This window comes from Microbacterium sp. GW823-FHT02G05, assembly GCF_058797175.1.
In genome coordinates this window covers 142,573-156,239 of the sequence record NZ_JBXAJK010000001.1, presented here as the reverse complement: position 1 = coordinate 156,239, position 13,667 = coordinate 142,573, and the positions used below count along the sequence as shown (strand labels likewise).

The window sequence follows — 13,667 nt, the reverse complement described above, 5'->3', positions numbered from 1 at the left end:
TCGGGCGGGGTCAGCCGCGGCGCAGCTTCTCCGTGAGCGCGAGGAGCGCCCCGAGCTCTTCATCGTCGAGTGTCGCCATGCGCTCGGCGATCGAGCGTCCGTGCACCGTGGCCACCGCGCGGAACGCTCGCACGCCGGCATCCGTCGCTGTGATCAGCGCGCCGCGTCCGTCGTCGGGATCGGCGCGCTTGATGATGAAGTCGCGGGCGACCATCCGATCGATGAGGCGCGAGACGCTGGGCTGGCTGATCAGCATGTTGAGCGTGATGTCGCGCAGGCGTGTGGTCTGGGCGGGGGACCGAGTCACGGTCAGAAGGACGTCGTATTCGGCCTGGGTGATCTCGGCGCCCTCGAAGTCGGAGAGGAACTCAGCGAACAGTTTGTGCTGGGCGCGAAACAGACTCTCCCATGCTGCTTGGGCGAGCTTGCGATCGGTCATCCTCACAGACTAGTGCGGGCAAAGGTGAGGGCCGATCGGAGAGGCAACCGATCGGCCCTTGTCCCTTGCACCAAGAGTGTCCTGCAATCACATCGGGTGAATGCCACAGCAAACATTCACCGTGCACTCACCATATAACGGCGCGGTAACGAATGTAAAGGTTTGATCACGGCGAGTTTGCCGCTTCGGGTGTTCCGTGAATCTCGGAGTGCTCGCCGCGTCGTCCTCTAGGCTGGCGCGATGGCCGCAGTTCCCGAAGAGATCAGCTCTTCGTTGGTTCGCTCTCTGGTATCGGAGCAGTTTCCCCAGTGGTCTGCACTGCCGATCCGGCCGGTGGACGAGCAGGGGTGGGACAACCGCACCTTCCGGCTTGGTGACCGGATGTCGATCCGTCTCCCGAGTGCTGACGGCTACGTCGCAGGCCTCGTCCGGGAGGAGCAGACCCTCGCGATCCTCGACTCCCGCTTTCGCATCGCGATCCCCCGGGTGGTGGCGGCCGGGGCCCCTTCGATGGCATTCAACCGGCCTTGGTCGATTCGCGAGTGGATTGAGGGGCACGCGTTGACCGCGGTTGAACCGCGCGACCGCGAGAGCGCCATCAGCAGCGTGGGTGACGCGCTGAGGGAGTTGCAGGCCTGTGATGCCGCTGGAGGCCCATGGGCGGGACGCGCGTCTGCGTACCGCGGATGTCACGTCAGCGCGGTCGGCGAGGAGGTGCAGGTCGGGCTCCCCGTCCTGCCCAGAGGCCAGGCTGAGGGATGTCGGGCGCTCTGGGACGCGGCCGTGGCCACGGTGTGGACCGAGCCGCCGGTGTGGGTCCATGGCGATATCGCGCCAGGCAACATGCTGTTCGGCAGCAGCGGTCATCTAGAGGCGCTCATCGACTTCGGACAGACGTGCATCGGGGATCCCGCCTGTGACCTGGCCTTCGCATGGTTGAGTTGCAGTTCTCACGAACGTGACCGACTGCGCGCCCGGCTGGAACTGCCGGAGGATGCATGGCTGCGAGGAGCTGCATGGGCGCTCTGGAAAGCCCTGATCAGTTCCCCCGAAGAAGTGCTCACCAAGTACGGGCGCTCACGCGATGCCGTGCTGAGCGATATCGCCGGCGCGTGCTCCTGACAGGATGGATCGGGTGCAGCGCGTCTATGTCGTCACTCATCCAGAGTCCACCCATCACGTCGAGGGACTGGTCGGCGGATGGTACGACTCGACCCTGACGGCGCGCGGCATCGCCCAGGCGGAGAAGATCGGCGCGTTCCTGCGCGATGCGATCCCCGCCGACACCACGCCGCTGCTGATCTCGTCTGACCTGCGGCGGACGGCGCAGACGGCAGCATCCATCGGCGAAGCCCTCGGAGTCGAGCCCGTTCTCGATGCCGATCTGCGCGAGAAGTCCTACGGTGTGGCCGGCGGACGCCCACAGGCGTGGCTCGACGAGCGCTTCATCTTTCCGCCCGCGCGCGGCGAGCGACTCGATCACGACGAGGGCATCGAGGGAGGCGAGACGAAGCGGCAGGCGATCGAACGCGCCTACGCCGCCGTCGCCCGGTGGGAGGCGCATGATGCCGACACCCGGATCATCGTCACGCACGGAGGAACCGCGAACTGGGTCATCGCCGCCTGGATGGGCATCCCCGTCGAGGCCTGCGCTCACGCCGCGTTCCGCCTTCCGCCGGGCAGCGTGACGATCCTGGAAGAGGACGACCTCTTCCACAACCGTACGCTCGTCTCGCTCGGCAACAGCGAGTTCTAGAGGACCCCGTCCTCCGCGACATATCCCGTCTCCGGGTCGATTGAGGCGAGGAAGCCTCGGATCTCGTTGCGAGCCTCGTCCTCGGTGAGCGATGCGCCGTCGGAGCGACCGAGCGTGAATCCGTATCCGGCGTTGGGGCCGCTGACCCAGGTGAGATGGTTGGCGCCGCCGTCCTTGTCGACGTCGAAAGTCTCGCCGTCGACGACGATGCGGAAGAGCAGAACCATGCGTTCATGATTCCAGATGCACCGCGGCCTGTCTCTCGACGGCCTTCCCTGAAAGGATGGACGAATGATCCAGATCGAGCAGGTAGGCGTGGTCTCGGGTGGGGTGGCGCTGCTCGACCCTGTCTCCCTGGATGTCTCCCGAGGTGAGGCGTTGATCGTTCGCGGCAGCAACGGTGCCGGCAAATCAACGCTGCTGCGCGTCCTCGCGGGCGCGCGCACACCGACGAGTGGTTCCGCGCGGATCGCCGACACCGTCGTCGGTGAAGGCGATCGGGTGCTGCGACGCCGCGTCTCCACGATGATCGGCCTCCCTCCGATGGCGGTCGATCTCACGGTGCGCGATCATGTGCTGCTTGTCGCGACGACATGGGCCGATGATGGTGTTGCTGCCGCTGAGCTCGCGGATGGCGTGATCGCGGAACTCGGAATCGAGTGGCTCGGCGAGCGTTACCCGCATGAGCTCTCTTCCGGGCAGACGCAGCTGTTCGGCCTGGCACTCGTGCTCGCCCGGCCGTTCGACGTGCTGATCCTCGACGAGCCCGAGCAGCGGCTCGACCCTGAGCATGTCGACGCTGTGATCGAGGTGCTGCGCGCACGACGCGACGCGGGAGCAACGCTCGTCATCGCCACGCACAGCGCTGTGCTCGCAGACGCCCTGGCCGACCAGACCGTCGTGCTGAAGCGAGCGGCATGAACGGCCGAGCGCTCGCCGCCCTTGAGATCTGGAATGCGCGCAACAGTGCCGGGCGCGATCGGGCGTTCGCCGTGTACATGGCATTCATGGTCGCGCTGGTGGCCGTCGTTCCCGTGGCACGCGCCGTGTGGGTGAGCGCTACGAGTCCCGCAGGAGTAGCCCTTTTCGCGGACGAGTCAGCGCCCGGCGTCGCCTCCCTGACCGTCGCGGTCCTCTGGGCGGGCGCGCTGCTCGTCGGGCGCGTGCGGGGGCCGGCGCTGCTCGCACCGTTCCTGACGCACACCCTCGCGATGAGTGATCTGCGGGGAACGGACATCTTTCTGCGCCCGATGCTGCGCGCGACAGCGCTCATCGCGACGGTGACGACGACGGTCGCGGTGACGGTCGGGGCCAGTCTCGCCCAGCACGGCATCGTGAGCGTTCTCGACGTCGCGCTGTTCGGGGTGGGTGGGGCGCTCGTGGGTGCAGTGACGGGTGTGCTCTGGCTCATCGGGCAGGCCTTCCCTCGAGCTGCCGGAGCGGCAGCGCTCAGCATCCTGATCCTGGCGTTCGTGACCTTCGCGACGCCCGCGCTGCAGGTCGTCCTGCCGTGGGCGTGGGTGGGCTATCCGACCCAGATGCGGGCGCCGATGATCGCAGCCCTGGCGGCGCTCACTGCCGTGCTGCTGGCCGGGGCGCCCCCGCTGCTGAACCGCCTCCGCTACGCCACGCTCATGGCGCAGTCCGTGCGATGGGATGCGCTGCTCACCCACGCCACCGGAATGGACTTCGCATCGGCCGTGACGATGTATCAGCCGCATCCGCGGATCGGTCGTCTGTGGCGGGCGGTGCGGCCGGGTCGCACTCTCTTGGCGACCTTCTTCTTCCGCGACGCGATCGGCGCGGCGCGCACTCCTGGGCGCCTTGCCATCGGGGTGACCGCGCTCGCGGCATCCGGGATGCTGCTGGCGCTCGCTCTCACACCGGGAGCACCCGCCTGGCTGGTGGGCGCGACCGCGGGCGTGATCGCTTTCGGAGGTCTCGGGCCGCTCACCGATGGGCTCCGGCACGCCGCGAGCATGGCCGCGGACTTCTCACCGTACGGTGTCAGCGACAGGGCACTCGTCGCCTACCACCTGCTGTTTCCGCTCGTGGTCGCGGTCGCGGTGTTGCTCGCTGTCATCGGCGTCGCCGCACTTCTTATGGCGGTGCCTCCGGGGTCGGCGGTACTCCGTGCGCTGCTCCTCGCACTCTTCGCGCTCGGCATCCGTGTCAACAGCGCGATCAAGGGACCGCTGCCGACGGTTCTTCTCGCACCGATGCCCACGCCGATGGGCGACCCGATGGCGGCCGTGCGCCTGGTCTGGGCGCTCGATGCCATCGTGCTCGCCGCGCTTCTCGGTGCGGCGGTCGCGAGCCTGTTCAGCATGCCGCTCTTCGTCGTCGGCATTGCCGTCGCGATCGTCGGGACCGCGGCGATGCGCTGGCAGCGGCGCCGCTAGGGGCGCTCTCGGTGCGCGTGGGCAGGAGCTGCCCGGTTCCGGGGCAGTCTCACATCTTCGGCGCGTAGTGTTCGAAGATGAGTTCGAAAGAGAACGAGGTCGCCCCGGACGGGGGCGTCTCGGAGAAGCAAGAAGCCAGCTGGGCTGAAGACGTCGCGAGCCACTGGCACGCGTACGCTCCGTCTGCGGCGACTCGCAAACGCACGGCAGCCAGACACATCGACGGGTCGCCGCAGGAAAGCTGATCTCCGTGCGGCATGCGGCTGTCGTCTACAACCCTCACCGAACCTCCCCCGATGGCCTTCGCTCGGCGTTCGAGGCGGCGGAGGCACGCCACGGGTGGGCGGTCACGCGCTGGTATCCGACGCGAGAACGCGACTCCGGCGTCAGCGCCGCGCGGGAAGCGCTCGACGGTGGCGCGGCGGTCGTGGCTGTGGCAGGCGGCGACGGGACTGTTCGGGCAGTCGCCGAAGTTCTGCGTTCGACGCGCACGCCCCTCGCGCTCATCCCGTCGGGTACCGGCAACCTCCTGGCGCGCAACCTGAGCATCCCCCTCAATGACATCGACGCGTGCGTCGAGGCTGCCTTCTCTGGCCCGTTTCGCAGGATCGATGTCGGCGTCATCGACTTGGATGACGGGGCCGGCGATCGCCGCACCCACGCATTCATGGTCATGGCCGGTATCGGCCTCGACGCCGAGATGGCGGCGTACACGAGCACTTTCGCGAAGAAGCACCTCGGCTGGCTCGCATACGTCGGCCCCATCGCGAGGTCGATCCTTCGGCACAGGAACTTCAGACTCGACTATCGGATCGACGAAGAGCCCGTACGCTCGACCGGCGCCCACACGATCATCGTCGGAAACTGTGGAACCCTGACCGGCAACATGCTGCTGATTCCCGAGGCCACGATCGACGACGGAAAACTGGACGTCGTGATGATGCGTCCTCGCCGTCGTTTCGGGTGGGCGCAGATCGGCACCCGTCTCACCTTGCAGGGCATCGCCCGCACCTCGGCACTCAGTCGGCGGATGCTACATCGGGCTCCCCAGCTGCATACGCTCGCCTACGCACAGGCTGAGCGCTTCGAGGCTCGGTTCGAGACCCCACACATGATCGAACTCGACGGTGACAGCTTCGGCTTGGTCCTGCGTGCTCGGATCCGCGTGCTATCGGGCGCGCTGCTGATCGGCAGCGGGGCTGCCGGAGGACAGGTCACGCGCGCGACGAGTGAGCCGAAAGAGAGTGAGCCTGCGGTGTAAGGCCATCCCTTCCGTCACCGCGACGTCGTGAGTGCACCGATGTGGCTGCGTTGATCGGCGAGCGGGCAGGTGAACACATCTCGCTCGCCCAGCCCGACGCGATTGATGTAGCGGATCACGATTGCATAGGAGGCGAAGAGTCCGACCTGTGTGTACGGCACCCCTTGTGCACGGCAGTACGCGGCGATCATGGGCGCCGCGCGTCGCAGGTGCGGGCGCGGCATCGATGGGAAGAGATGGTGTTCGATCTGATAGTTCAACCCGCCCATCGCAATGTCGAGCACCCTATTGCCTCGGATGTTGCGGCTCATCATCACCTGGCGGCGAAGGAAATCCAGCGTCAGCTCTCGCGGAACGATCGGCATCCCCTTGTGGTTCGGCGCGAACGCCACACCCATGTAGAAGCCGAACAGCCCGAGTTGCACGCCGAGGAACACGAATGCGATCCCGGGAGAGAGCACGACGAACACGAGCAGCAGATAGCCGATCATGCGTATGGTCAGGAACGTGAGCTCGACCCAACGTCGTTCGAGGCGACCTCGAGCGAACACCCGGCGCACGCTCGACGCGTGCAGCGAGATCCCCTCGAAGAAGAGGATCGGGAAGAATAGAACGCCTTGGTGCGCCCGCAGCCAGGACACGAGTATGCCGTGGTGCTTCGCGGCAGTCTCGGCGGTGACAGCGATAACGGGTAGCTCGATATCGGGATCTGCTCCGAGCTTGTTCGGATTCGCGTGATGGCGGGTGTGCTTGTGGCGCCACCAGCCGTAGCTCATACCGACGAGCAGGTCGCCGAGGATCAGGCTGATCCAATCGTTCCACCTGCCCGAGACGAAGATCTGACGGTGGGCAGCATCATGTCCGAGGAACGCGATCTGCGTGAAGATGATCGCGAGCACCACGGCGGTGAAGAGCTGCCACCATGTGTCTCCGATCCAGATGAAAGCGAGAAGGCAGGTCGCGAGAACAAGCGGCGCGCCGACAAGTTTCGCCCAGTAGTAGCCATACCTTCGGCGCAGCAGTCCCCTCTCGCGGACCAGCTGAGCCAGCTCTGTGAAGGTGCTCGACCCACGGGACACCGCGTCGCGGGGGCGGGCGTGGACGGTAGAACGGATGCCGTCCATGATGACCTCGTCTCTGAGGCGTCGCCCTAGGTGCGGACGGCGCCTCCTTCTTCGACCCAGTCTTCGATTCGCGCATCGTCGTCGGACTGCGGAGACCGAACGAACGAGACCGCATCAGCCAGTTCAGCGACCGCGGCCACGCGGGTCTGCTCCCGTACCGAGGCATCAAAGAATCGATGGGCGGTGATCTCACGCCGGGACTGGATGGCGGCGCTGATCTCGGAGAGTTCGTCGGCGATGACTGCCGCCAGCCCATCACGCAGCTCTTCCAGGTTGGTGTTCGCGATCTCGAGTCGTCGGTCTGCGACGTGCAGCTCGACGGTCGAGTATCCCTTCGCGGACAGGTGCGCGCGCACTGCGTTTCCTTGGATCGCGGCGACTTCGTCGCGATCGGCTTTGCGCGTGAACACCGCTTCCACGGTGTAGCGGTCGGGGGCGTCTTCCGTCATCAGCGTCGCGGGAAGCGAGCCGACGAGGACGGAACCCAGCCCCAGCGGTTCAGGGCTCTGCCCTGCGATCTTCAATTGTGCGTTCATGAACCGACGGTACGCCCCATCGCTGGGAGCGCTCACAGGTTCGAGCTCGCTGTGCCGGCGCATCGTTGCGGAGGGCCGGTCGAGTAGCGTATCCGGGTGTCGATCGATCGAAGCCGAATCCGTGTCAAAGCGATGCTCATCGCCCCGAACGCCGACGGCACCGCGCACGCGGTGAGTCTCAACGTCCCCACGGCCGAGAACCCGAACGGATTCCACCGCCTCATCGGCGGCAGTGTCGAACACGGCGAGACCCATCGCGCGGCCATCGAACGTGAGGTGGCGGAGGAACTCTCGGCGACGATCAGCAACCTGCGCTACCTCGGCGTCGTCGAGAACATCTTCCAGTACGAGGGCGAGGCCGGTCACGAGATCGTCTTCGTCTACACCGGACGCCTCGATCCCGAACCTGCGGCTGCTGGCGCGACGCTCACCGAGAGCAATGGTGCGGTCGTTCCTGTTGTGTGGCGGTCGTTCGCAGATGCCGATGAGGCGCTTCCGCTCTATCCGGCGGGCGTGATGGAGCTCTACACCACAGCGGGAGCGCAGCTCGCGCCGTAGCGCCGCAGGCTCGCCCGGTCAAGACCCTCGCGCGCCCCGCGCTGCGCGGAGAGACTGAGGTCTCGTCCATCTACGGAGCGTGCCTCATGACCTACATCGCCCTGGCCCATCCCACCTCTGTTCCCTGCTCGCCGCGTGGCCTGCTCAGCGAGAGCGTCCTCCACGGACTCACCTCGGATGCCCGGGCCGCACTGGGCGGCGTCGTCGAGGAAGCGCTGGAGCGCAGCACCGACATCCTCCACGACGACGACATCCAGCTCGCGCTGTTCCTGCTCTACGCGTCGGCGTACGGCTCGTTGCCTGGACTCGACGCGAGGAGGGAGTGGGACCCGGACCTCATCCGCGCGCGGCAGAGGTTGGAGGGCGAGTTCGAGCGCGATCTGCGGGCGGCGGTTGCCCTGCCCGAGCTTCCCGAGCCGACGGACGATGCTGTCGCGAGGGCGCTGTTCGCCCTTGTCGCCGATGACGCGGGGCCGAGTCTCTCTCGCTACCTCGCGAGGAAGGCGACGCCTGAGCAGGCGCGGGAGTTCTTCATCCACCGCTCGATCTACACGCTCCGGGAGGCGGATCCGCACTCCTGGGCCATCCCGCGCCTGACCGGCAGGCCGAAGGCGGCGCTGGTCGAGATCCAGGCGGATGAGTACGGCGGAGGGCGCCCGGAGCGCGTGCACGCGGAGATCTTCGCGAAGGCGGTTCGCGGTGCCGGCCTCGATGACACCTATGGTGCGTACATCGACGATGTGCCTGCCGTCACGCTCGCCTCGCACAACATGATGTCGATGTTCGGGTTGAACCGGCGGCTGATCGGGGCGATCGTCGGCCACCTCGCCGCGTTCGAGATGACCTCCTCGATTCCGAACAAGCTGTACGGCGACGGTCTGCGGCGCCTCGGCTTCGGTGAGGATGTCACCGACTACTTCGACGAGCATGTCGAGGCGGATGCGGTGCACGAGCAGATCGCCGCACGGGACCTCGCCGGTGCCTTGGCCGAGGAACGCCCTGATCTGCTCACCGACATCCTGTTCGGTGCTGCAGCCTGTCTGACGATCGACGGCGCGGTCGGAGAGCACATCCTCACCGCGTGGCAGCAGGGAACCTCGTCGCTGCGAGAAGGATCGGCGCAGTGAGCGCGCGACGCGAACCCGCGACGGTCACCGCGTACCCCGACGGGCCGCTGATCGTCCGGGGTGACGTGCGGCTGCAGACGGCGGATGGCGAGCCGATCGAACGTCACAGGAAGACGCTCGCGCTGTGCCGCTGCGGACTGTCTGCGATCAAGCCGTTCTGCGATGGCACGCACAAGGCATCCGGGTTCCGCACCGAGGACTGACCGGATCTGTTGCATCGTCGCAGAACTGCGTACGTTAAGCGCCATGACCGCGAATGCGAGGCTGATCTCGCCAGGGCCAGTGCGATGAACGAAACGGCGGAGGGTGCCGGGCAGAAGGCCCGCGCGCATCCACGGCTTCGCCGGACGTTCCTCATCATCGCGTGCGCGTTGATCGCTCTCATCGGCATCCTCGCGGTCGCTTTCGGACCCCGACTGTTCGGCGATCAGCTGGATCAGAAGGCGCTCGCCGAGTTCTACGACGCACCGGCCGAGATCGCCGGCGAGCCCGGGTCGATCGTTCGGATCGAGCCGCTGCACGGGCATCCGTTCGACGCCCTGGCGTGGCGCATTCTCTATCGCACGACCGATGTGAACGGTGCTCCGCAGCTCGCGAGCGGCGTCGTGACCACCCCGAACGGCGACGTCCCCGATGGCGGGCGCACGGTGCTCGCCTGGGGCCATCCGACGACCGGCTCGGCCCGCGATTGTGCCCCGTCGCGCGGTTTCGATCCGTTCCTCGATATCGAGGGGCTCCGGATGCTGCTGGATCGCGGCTACACAGTGGTCGCGACCGACTATGTCGGCATGGGCGTGGCCGGGCCCGATTCGTATCTCGTCGGAGACACGGCCGCGCACAGCATGCTCGACGCGGTGCGGGCGGCGCGGGCGATCGAGGAAGCGAATGCGGGAGCATCCGTTGTCCTCTGGGGACACTCCCAGGGTGGTCAAGCGGCGCTCTTCGCCGCCGAGTATGCCCCGACCTACGCGCCGGAGCTGCGCATCCAGGCGGTGGCTGTGGCGGCGCCGGCTGCGGAGTTGGGCTCGCTCATGCAGGCGCATCTCGATGACGTGTCGGGGGCGACGATCGGATCGTATGCGTTCCGGTCGTACGCCGACGTCTACCGTGATCGGGGCGCCGATCTCGACACGATCCTCACGCCTGCGGCGCGCGAGATCCTTCCTGAGATGAACGCGCTCTGTCTGCTCAGCGACCTGGACGAGCTGCACAAGATCGCCGAGCCCGTCGTGGGAAAGTTCTTCCTCTCCGACCCGACGACGACAGAACCGTGGGCGACGCTGCTGCGAGAGAACTCGGCAGGTGCACTGACCTTCGACGCCCCGCTCTTCGTCGCCCAGGGGTTGAAGGATCAGCTCGTGGTCCCTGACAGCACGAAACAATTCGCGCAAGCTCAGCGAGAGCACGGGATGGATGTGACTTACCACCCGATTGCGATCGCCGACCACGGGACTGTCGCGTATCTGGCACTCGTCGCGCTGGAGGAGTGGCTGGATGCGCAGGGGGTCTGACGTGCGCGGATAGGCTCGTTCGATGGCACGCCTCGACTTCGCAGAACTTCCCTCCGACATCCGCGAGCGCGTCGAGCAGGTCGCCGGAGCCCCGGTTCACGAAGCCGCGACGCAGAGCGGAGGGTTCTCGGCGGGCGTAGCGTCTCGTGTGTCGTTCATCGACGAACAACGGCTCTTCGTCAAAGCCGTACCGGCCAGCGCCGAGGGGACGTTCGAGCTCTACCAGCGCGAGGCTGCGGTGCTTCGGGCGATCCCGCGCGACCTCCCCGCCGCCCACCTCGTTGACGCATTCACGCAGGATGAGTGGACCGTTCTCGTCATCGAGGACGTCGAGGGGAGGCATCCGCACAGCTCCTCTGCCGACGACACCCGGCATGTTCTCGATGCCCTCGCGGCGCTGACCGCCTCATCGACCGATGCCGATCTTCCGTCACTCGGAGACGAGCTCGCGGAGGATGCGCTCTCCTGGGGGCGCCTCGAGGCGGATGGACTTCTGGGCACCACGACGCCCTGGTGTCAGGACAACTTCGCCTTTCTCCGGGCCGCGGGGGAGCGCGTCGCATCCGCGGTCGCCGGCGATCGACTGATCCACGGTGACCTCCGTGCCGACAACATGCTCATCGATGCGGCGGGTCACGCCCACCTGCTCGACTGGCCCTGGGCATGCAGGGGTGCGGGCTGGGTGGATGCCTTTCTTTACCTGCTCGACGTGCAGGTGGCGGATGCTGCCGCCGATGTCACCCCGTTTCTCGACCACCCCGTGTTCGCCGGGGCCCGCACGGAGGATCAGATCTCGCTGCTGTCGGCGATCTCCGGAGCCTGGTTCGAGAAGTGTCGCTGGCCGGCGCCTCCCGGGATGACGACGCTCCGCGAGTTTCAGCGCCGCGAAGCGATCACCTCCGTGGAGTGGATCACGCGGCTCGCTACGTGAGCCGTTTGCGCATGAAAACCTGCGCAGTGCCGTCGCCCTGCTCGATGCGCTCCGCCTCGCGATACCCGCAGTCCTTGTAGAGCTCGATGTTCGCCTCGCTGAGGCTGCCGGTGAACAGCTCTGCCTCGCTGCAGTCCGTGTCGTTCTCGATCGCGTCCAGGAGCCTGCGGCCGATACCCTCGCCCTGCAGGTCGGGGGCGACCGCGACGCGTCCGATCTGCAGCGTCCCCTCGTTCTCGCGTGCACGGACGGCCCCGACGACGCGCTCGCCCTGCACGGCGACGAAACCCTTCGCGTCTCGGAGCTCCGCTTCCAGCTGTTCGAGCGTCTGAGTGAGGGCCGGCTGGTTCGGGTCGCCGTAGATGAGCGCTTCGGACACGAAGGCCGCGCGTTGGATCGTCAGTACCTGGCCCGCATCCGCCTGCATGATGGGGCGAACGACGATCGGGACATCTGAGGTTCCGTCGGAGTCATGGATGTTCGGCATTGTCTCTCCTTCGTTCAGGCCAGGGGCGGAAACGTGGTCACACCGTCGAACTCGTGCACCGGTGTTGCCGGGGCTGCGACCTCTGAGATGTGCGTGCGAAGCGCTGCGGAGAAGCTGATGGCGTCGCCGGCGCGCAGGAGGTCGGTGAGCGCCAGGTGCTCCTGAATGATCTCCGCGCAGCGATCGAGCAGCCGGTTCCCGGCATCGAAGAGCACGAAACGCTGCCGGTCGGCGAGGCGATCATAGAGCTCCAGCAGCACGCTGTTGCCGCCGGCCTCGACGAATCCGCGGTGGAACCCCATCGTCAGCTCGACGAACTCGCGCACATCACCGCGCGCAAAGGCAGCGCGTTGCGCGTCGACCGATTCCGTCAGCCGGTCGGCGAGTCGCTCGCGCAGAAGCTGCGGGGCGCGACCGACGGCGGTGGATTCGAGGATGAGGCGTGCGTCGTCGAGTTCGGCGATCGTGCGCTCGCTGAGTCCCTGCACGACCGCGCCGCGCTTCGGATAGATGACGATCCAGCCCTCGTCCTGCAGCCGCGCGAGCGCGGCGCGCACGGGAGTGCGGCTCATCTCGAGCGAGGTGGCGAGAGAGGATTCGCCGAGCATGTCGCCGGGTGGGTACGAGCCGTCGAGGATCGCATCTCGGATGCTGCGATACGCCCGCGCTGATGCGCTGGAGTCTGCGTCGTGCACGATTCGCCTCCGCCGGGTGAGAGGGGACAAGGATACAAGTCGCGCGTGTAGGGCGCTCCTAGAATGCCACTTGTATCCTAGATTCATGAGCACTCCCGCAGAGCCCGGTCTCAAGGAACTCCAGTCGAAGGTCACTTTCTACCGACGCCTGACGATCGGGCTGGCGCTGCTGGTGGCCTTCCTCGCCATGGTCGTGATCGCGCAGCTCACTGGATCGGGCCAGGAGAAGGCTCCGCTGGCGGACAAGCCTGCGGCGACCGAGAGTCCGGCGGATGCCGCGCAGGACGCGCCGTACATCCGCCGCGACGCGGACGACCCCATGGCGATCGGTGACGTGGATGCTCCTGTCGTGCTCGTGCAGTGGACCGACATGCGCTGCCCGTTCTGCGCCGCCGTCCACCGCGACACCCTTCCCACCGTGATCCAGGAGTACGTCGACAGCGGCAAGGTGCGCCTCGAGCTCAACGACGTGTCCTTCTTCGGTGAGGAGTCCGAGACGGCGGCCGTCGCTGCACGCGCGGCAGCCGCGCAGAACATGTACTTCGAGTACCTCGACGCGGTCTTCGGGGCGGCGCCGGGCACCGGTCATGCGGAGCTCCCTCGCGAGAAGCTGATCGCTTTCGCGGAGGAGGTCGGCATCCCCGACGTCGCGAAGTTCACCGCCGACCTCGACGACCCGGCGCTGCGGACCGCGGTCCAGGCCAGCACGGCCGAGGCGCAGCGGCTCGGCGTGAGTGCTGTCCCGTTCTTCGTCGCCGACGGCACAGCGCTCTCGGGCGCGCAGCCGCTCGCGATCTTCCGCGACTTCCTCGACAACGCGGTCGGCAGCAAGGGCTGATC

At 67.0% G+C, this 13,667-nt stretch carries 16 protein-coding genes and 1 pseudogene; 11 read left to right on the top strand and 6 right to left on the bottom strand.

Annotation, left to right across the window (positions count from 1 at the left end):
* Positions 1-10: 10 nt before the first annotated feature.
* A complete protein-coding gene (locus tag AC1REM_RS00770; RefSeq protein WP_492512860.1) occupies positions 11-439 on the bottom strand; it encodes a MarR family winged helix-turn-helix transcriptional regulator in 429 nt (142 codons plus the stop codon).
* Between the two features lie 240 nt (positions 440-679).
* Here AC1REM_RS00770 and AC1REM_RS00765 point away from each other — a divergent pair, with 240 nt between their 5' ends.
* A complete protein-coding gene (locus AC1REM_RS00765) occupies positions 680-1,561 on the top strand; it encodes an aminoglycoside phosphotransferase family protein (RefSeq protein ID WP_492512859.1) in 882 nt (293 codons plus the stop codon).
* Positions 1,562-1,565: 4 nt separating this feature from the next.
* Entirely contained in the window at positions 1,566-2,195 is a 630-nt protein-coding gene (locus tag AC1REM_RS00760; protein ID WP_492512858.1) for a histidine phosphatase family protein, read from the top strand.
* Here AC1REM_RS00760 and AC1REM_RS00755 read toward each other — a convergent pair.
* Positions 2,192-2,422 carry a hypothetical protein gene (locus AC1REM_RS00755; RefSeq protein ID WP_492512857.1) on the bottom strand — a complete coding sequence of 77 codons (231 nt, stop codon included), beginning with the start codon at positions 2,420-2,422 and terminating at the stop codon, positions 2,192-2,194. The two genes, AC1REM_RS00760 and AC1REM_RS00755, sit on opposite strands and share 4 nt — an antisense overlap.
* 124 nt (positions 2,423-2,546) lie before the next feature.
* On the opposite strand from AC1REM_RS00755, the pseudogene AC1REM_RS00750 reads away from it, so the two are divergent.
* The 3 genes and pseudogenes from AC1REM_RS00750 to AC1REM_RS00740 all read left to right on the top strand — a co-directional run.
* Positions 2,547-3,116, top strand: a pseudogene (locus AC1REM_RS00750) (ABC transporter ATP-binding protein); the annotation flags it as partial.
* Positions 3,113-4,597, top strand: coding sequence for a hypothetical protein (locus AC1REM_RS00745; RefSeq protein ID WP_492512856.1), 1,485 nt, complete (start codon positions 3,113-3,115; stop codon positions 4,595-4,597). The pseudogene AC1REM_RS00750 and the gene AC1REM_RS00745, both read left to right, overlap by 4 nt.
* Positions 4,598-4,847: 250 nt before the next feature.
* The gene (locus AC1REM_RS00740) at positions 4,848-5,858 is read left to right on the top strand and encodes a diacylglycerol/lipid kinase family protein (RefSeq protein ID WP_492512855.1); all 1,011 of its coding nucleotides are present in this window, start codon (positions 4,848-4,850) and stop codon (positions 5,856-5,858) included.
* Positions 5,859-5,872: 14 nt separating this feature from the next.
* On the opposite strand, the gene AC1REM_RS00735 is transcribed toward AC1REM_RS00740, so the two are convergent.
* Entirely contained in the window at positions 5,873-6,982 is a 1,110-nt protein-coding gene (locus tag AC1REM_RS00735) for a fatty acid desaturase family protein (RefSeq protein ID WP_492512854.1), read from the bottom strand.
* 26 nt (positions 6,983-7,008) lie between these two features.
* Positions 7,009-7,518: a hypothetical protein gene (locus AC1REM_RS00730; protein ID WP_492512853.1), complete on the bottom strand. Its 510-nt coding sequence runs from the start codon at positions 7,516-7,518 to the stop codon at positions 7,009-7,011.
* Positions 7,519-7,614: 96 nt separating this feature from the next.
* Here AC1REM_RS00730 and AC1REM_RS00725 point away from each other — a divergent pair, with 96 nt between their 5' ends.
* The 5 genes from AC1REM_RS00725 to AC1REM_RS00705 all read left to right on the top strand — a co-directional run bounded on the left by AC1REM_RS00725 (position 7,615) and on the right by AC1REM_RS00705 (position 11,645).
* Positions 7,615-8,076 (top strand): NUDIX hydrolase, encoded by a 462-nt coding sequence (locus AC1REM_RS00725; RefSeq protein WP_492512852.1) that lies wholly within the window; start codon positions 7,615-7,617, stop codon positions 8,074-8,076.
* A gap of 86 nt (positions 8,077-8,162) precedes the next feature.
* The gene (locus AC1REM_RS00720; RefSeq protein ID WP_492512851.1) at positions 8,163-9,203 is read left to right on the top strand and encodes an iron-containing redox enzyme family protein; all 1,041 of its coding nucleotides are present in this window, start codon (positions 8,163-8,165) and stop codon (positions 9,201-9,203) included.
* The gene (locus AC1REM_RS00715) at positions 9,200-9,406 is read left to right on the top strand and encodes a CDGSH iron-sulfur domain-containing protein (RefSeq protein WP_492512850.1); all 207 of its coding nucleotides are present in this window, start codon (positions 9,200-9,202) and stop codon (positions 9,404-9,406) included. Before AC1REM_RS00720 ends, AC1REM_RS00715 begins: the two co-directional genes overlap by 4 nt.
* 84 nt (positions 9,407-9,490) lie before the next feature.
* Positions 9,491-10,714 (top strand): alpha/beta fold hydrolase, encoded by a 1,224-nt coding sequence (locus AC1REM_RS00710; RefSeq protein ID WP_492512849.1) that lies wholly within the window; start codon positions 9,491-9,493, stop codon positions 10,712-10,714.
* A 22-nt stretch (positions 10,715-10,736) separates the two neighbouring features.
* On the top strand, positions 10,737-11,645 hold the full coding sequence (locus AC1REM_RS00705) for a phosphotransferase (RefSeq protein WP_492512848.1): 909 nt from the start codon (positions 10,737-10,739) through the stop codon (positions 11,643-11,645).
* On the opposite strand, the gene AC1REM_RS00700 is transcribed toward AC1REM_RS00705, so the two are convergent.
* Complete coding sequence (locus AC1REM_RS00700) at positions 11,638-12,132, bottom strand: GNAT family N-acetyltransferase (RefSeq protein WP_492512847.1); 495 nt, start codon at positions 12,130-12,132, stop codon at positions 11,638-11,640. The genes AC1REM_RS00705 and AC1REM_RS00700 overlap by 8 nt on opposite strands.
* Positions 12,133-12,146: 14 nt before the next feature.
* Positions 12,147-12,827, bottom strand: a complete 681-nt coding sequence (locus AC1REM_RS00695) for a GntR family transcriptional regulator (protein WP_492512846.1) — start codon at positions 12,825-12,827, stop codon at positions 12,147-12,149.
* 85 nt (positions 12,828-12,912) lie between these two features.
* Here AC1REM_RS00695 and AC1REM_RS00690 point away from each other — a divergent pair, with 85 nt between their 5' ends.
* On the top strand, positions 12,913-13,665 hold the full coding sequence (locus AC1REM_RS00690; protein ID WP_492512845.1) for a DsbA family protein: 753 nt from the start codon (positions 12,913-12,915) through the stop codon (positions 13,663-13,665).
* Positions 13,666-13,667 lie beyond the last annotated feature (2 nt).

Excerpts from the sequence above, each read along its gene's own strand:
- AC1REM_RS00730 (WP_492512853.1), bottom strand. The coding sequence starts at position 7,518 with ATGAACGCACAATTGAAGATCGCAGGGCAGAGCCCTGAACCGCTGGGG.
- AC1REM_RS00710 (WP_492512849.1), top strand. The coding sequence starts at position 9,491 with ATGAACGAAACGGCGGAGGGTGCCGGGCAGAAGGCCCGCGCGCATCCA.
- AC1REM_RS00770 (WP_492512860.1), bottom strand. The coding sequence starts at position 439 with ATGACCGATCGCAAGCTCGCCCAAGCAGCATGGGAGAGTCTGTTTCGC.
- AC1REM_RS00735 (WP_492512854.1), bottom strand. The coding sequence starts at position 6,982 with ATGGACGGCATCCGTTCTACCGTCCACGCCCGCCCCCGCGACGCGGTG.
- AC1REM_RS00690 (WP_492512845.1), top strand. The coding sequence starts at position 12,913 with ATGAGCACTCCCGCAGAGCCCGGTCTCAAGGAACTCCAGTCGAAGGTC.
- AC1REM_RS00720 (WP_492512851.1), top strand. The coding sequence starts at position 8,163 with ATGACCTACATCGCCCTGGCCCATCCCACCTCTGTTCCCTGCTCGCCG.
- AC1REM_RS00745 (WP_492512856.1), top strand. The coding sequence starts at position 3,113 with ATGAACGGCCGAGCGCTCGCCGCCCTTGAGATCTGGAATGCGCGCAAC.
- AC1REM_RS00760 (WP_492512858.1), top strand. The coding sequence starts at position 1,566 with ATGGATCGGGTGCAGCGCGTCTATGTCGTCACTCATCCAGAGTCCACC.
- AC1REM_RS00700 (WP_492512847.1), bottom strand. The coding sequence starts at position 12,132 with ATGCCGAACATCCATGACTCCGACGGAACCTCAGATGTCCCGATCGTC.
- AC1REM_RS00755 (WP_492512857.1), bottom strand. The coding sequence starts at position 2,422 with ATGGTTCTGCTCTTCCGCATCGTCGTCGACGGCGAGACTTTCGACGTC.
- AC1REM_RS00705 (WP_492512848.1), top strand. The coding sequence starts at position 10,737 with ATGGCACGCCTCGACTTCGCAGAACTTCCCTCCGACATCCGCGAGCGC.
- AC1REM_RS00765 (WP_492512859.1), top strand. The coding sequence starts at position 680 with ATGGCCGCAGTTCCCGAAGAGATCAGCTCTTCGTTGGTTCGCTCTCTG.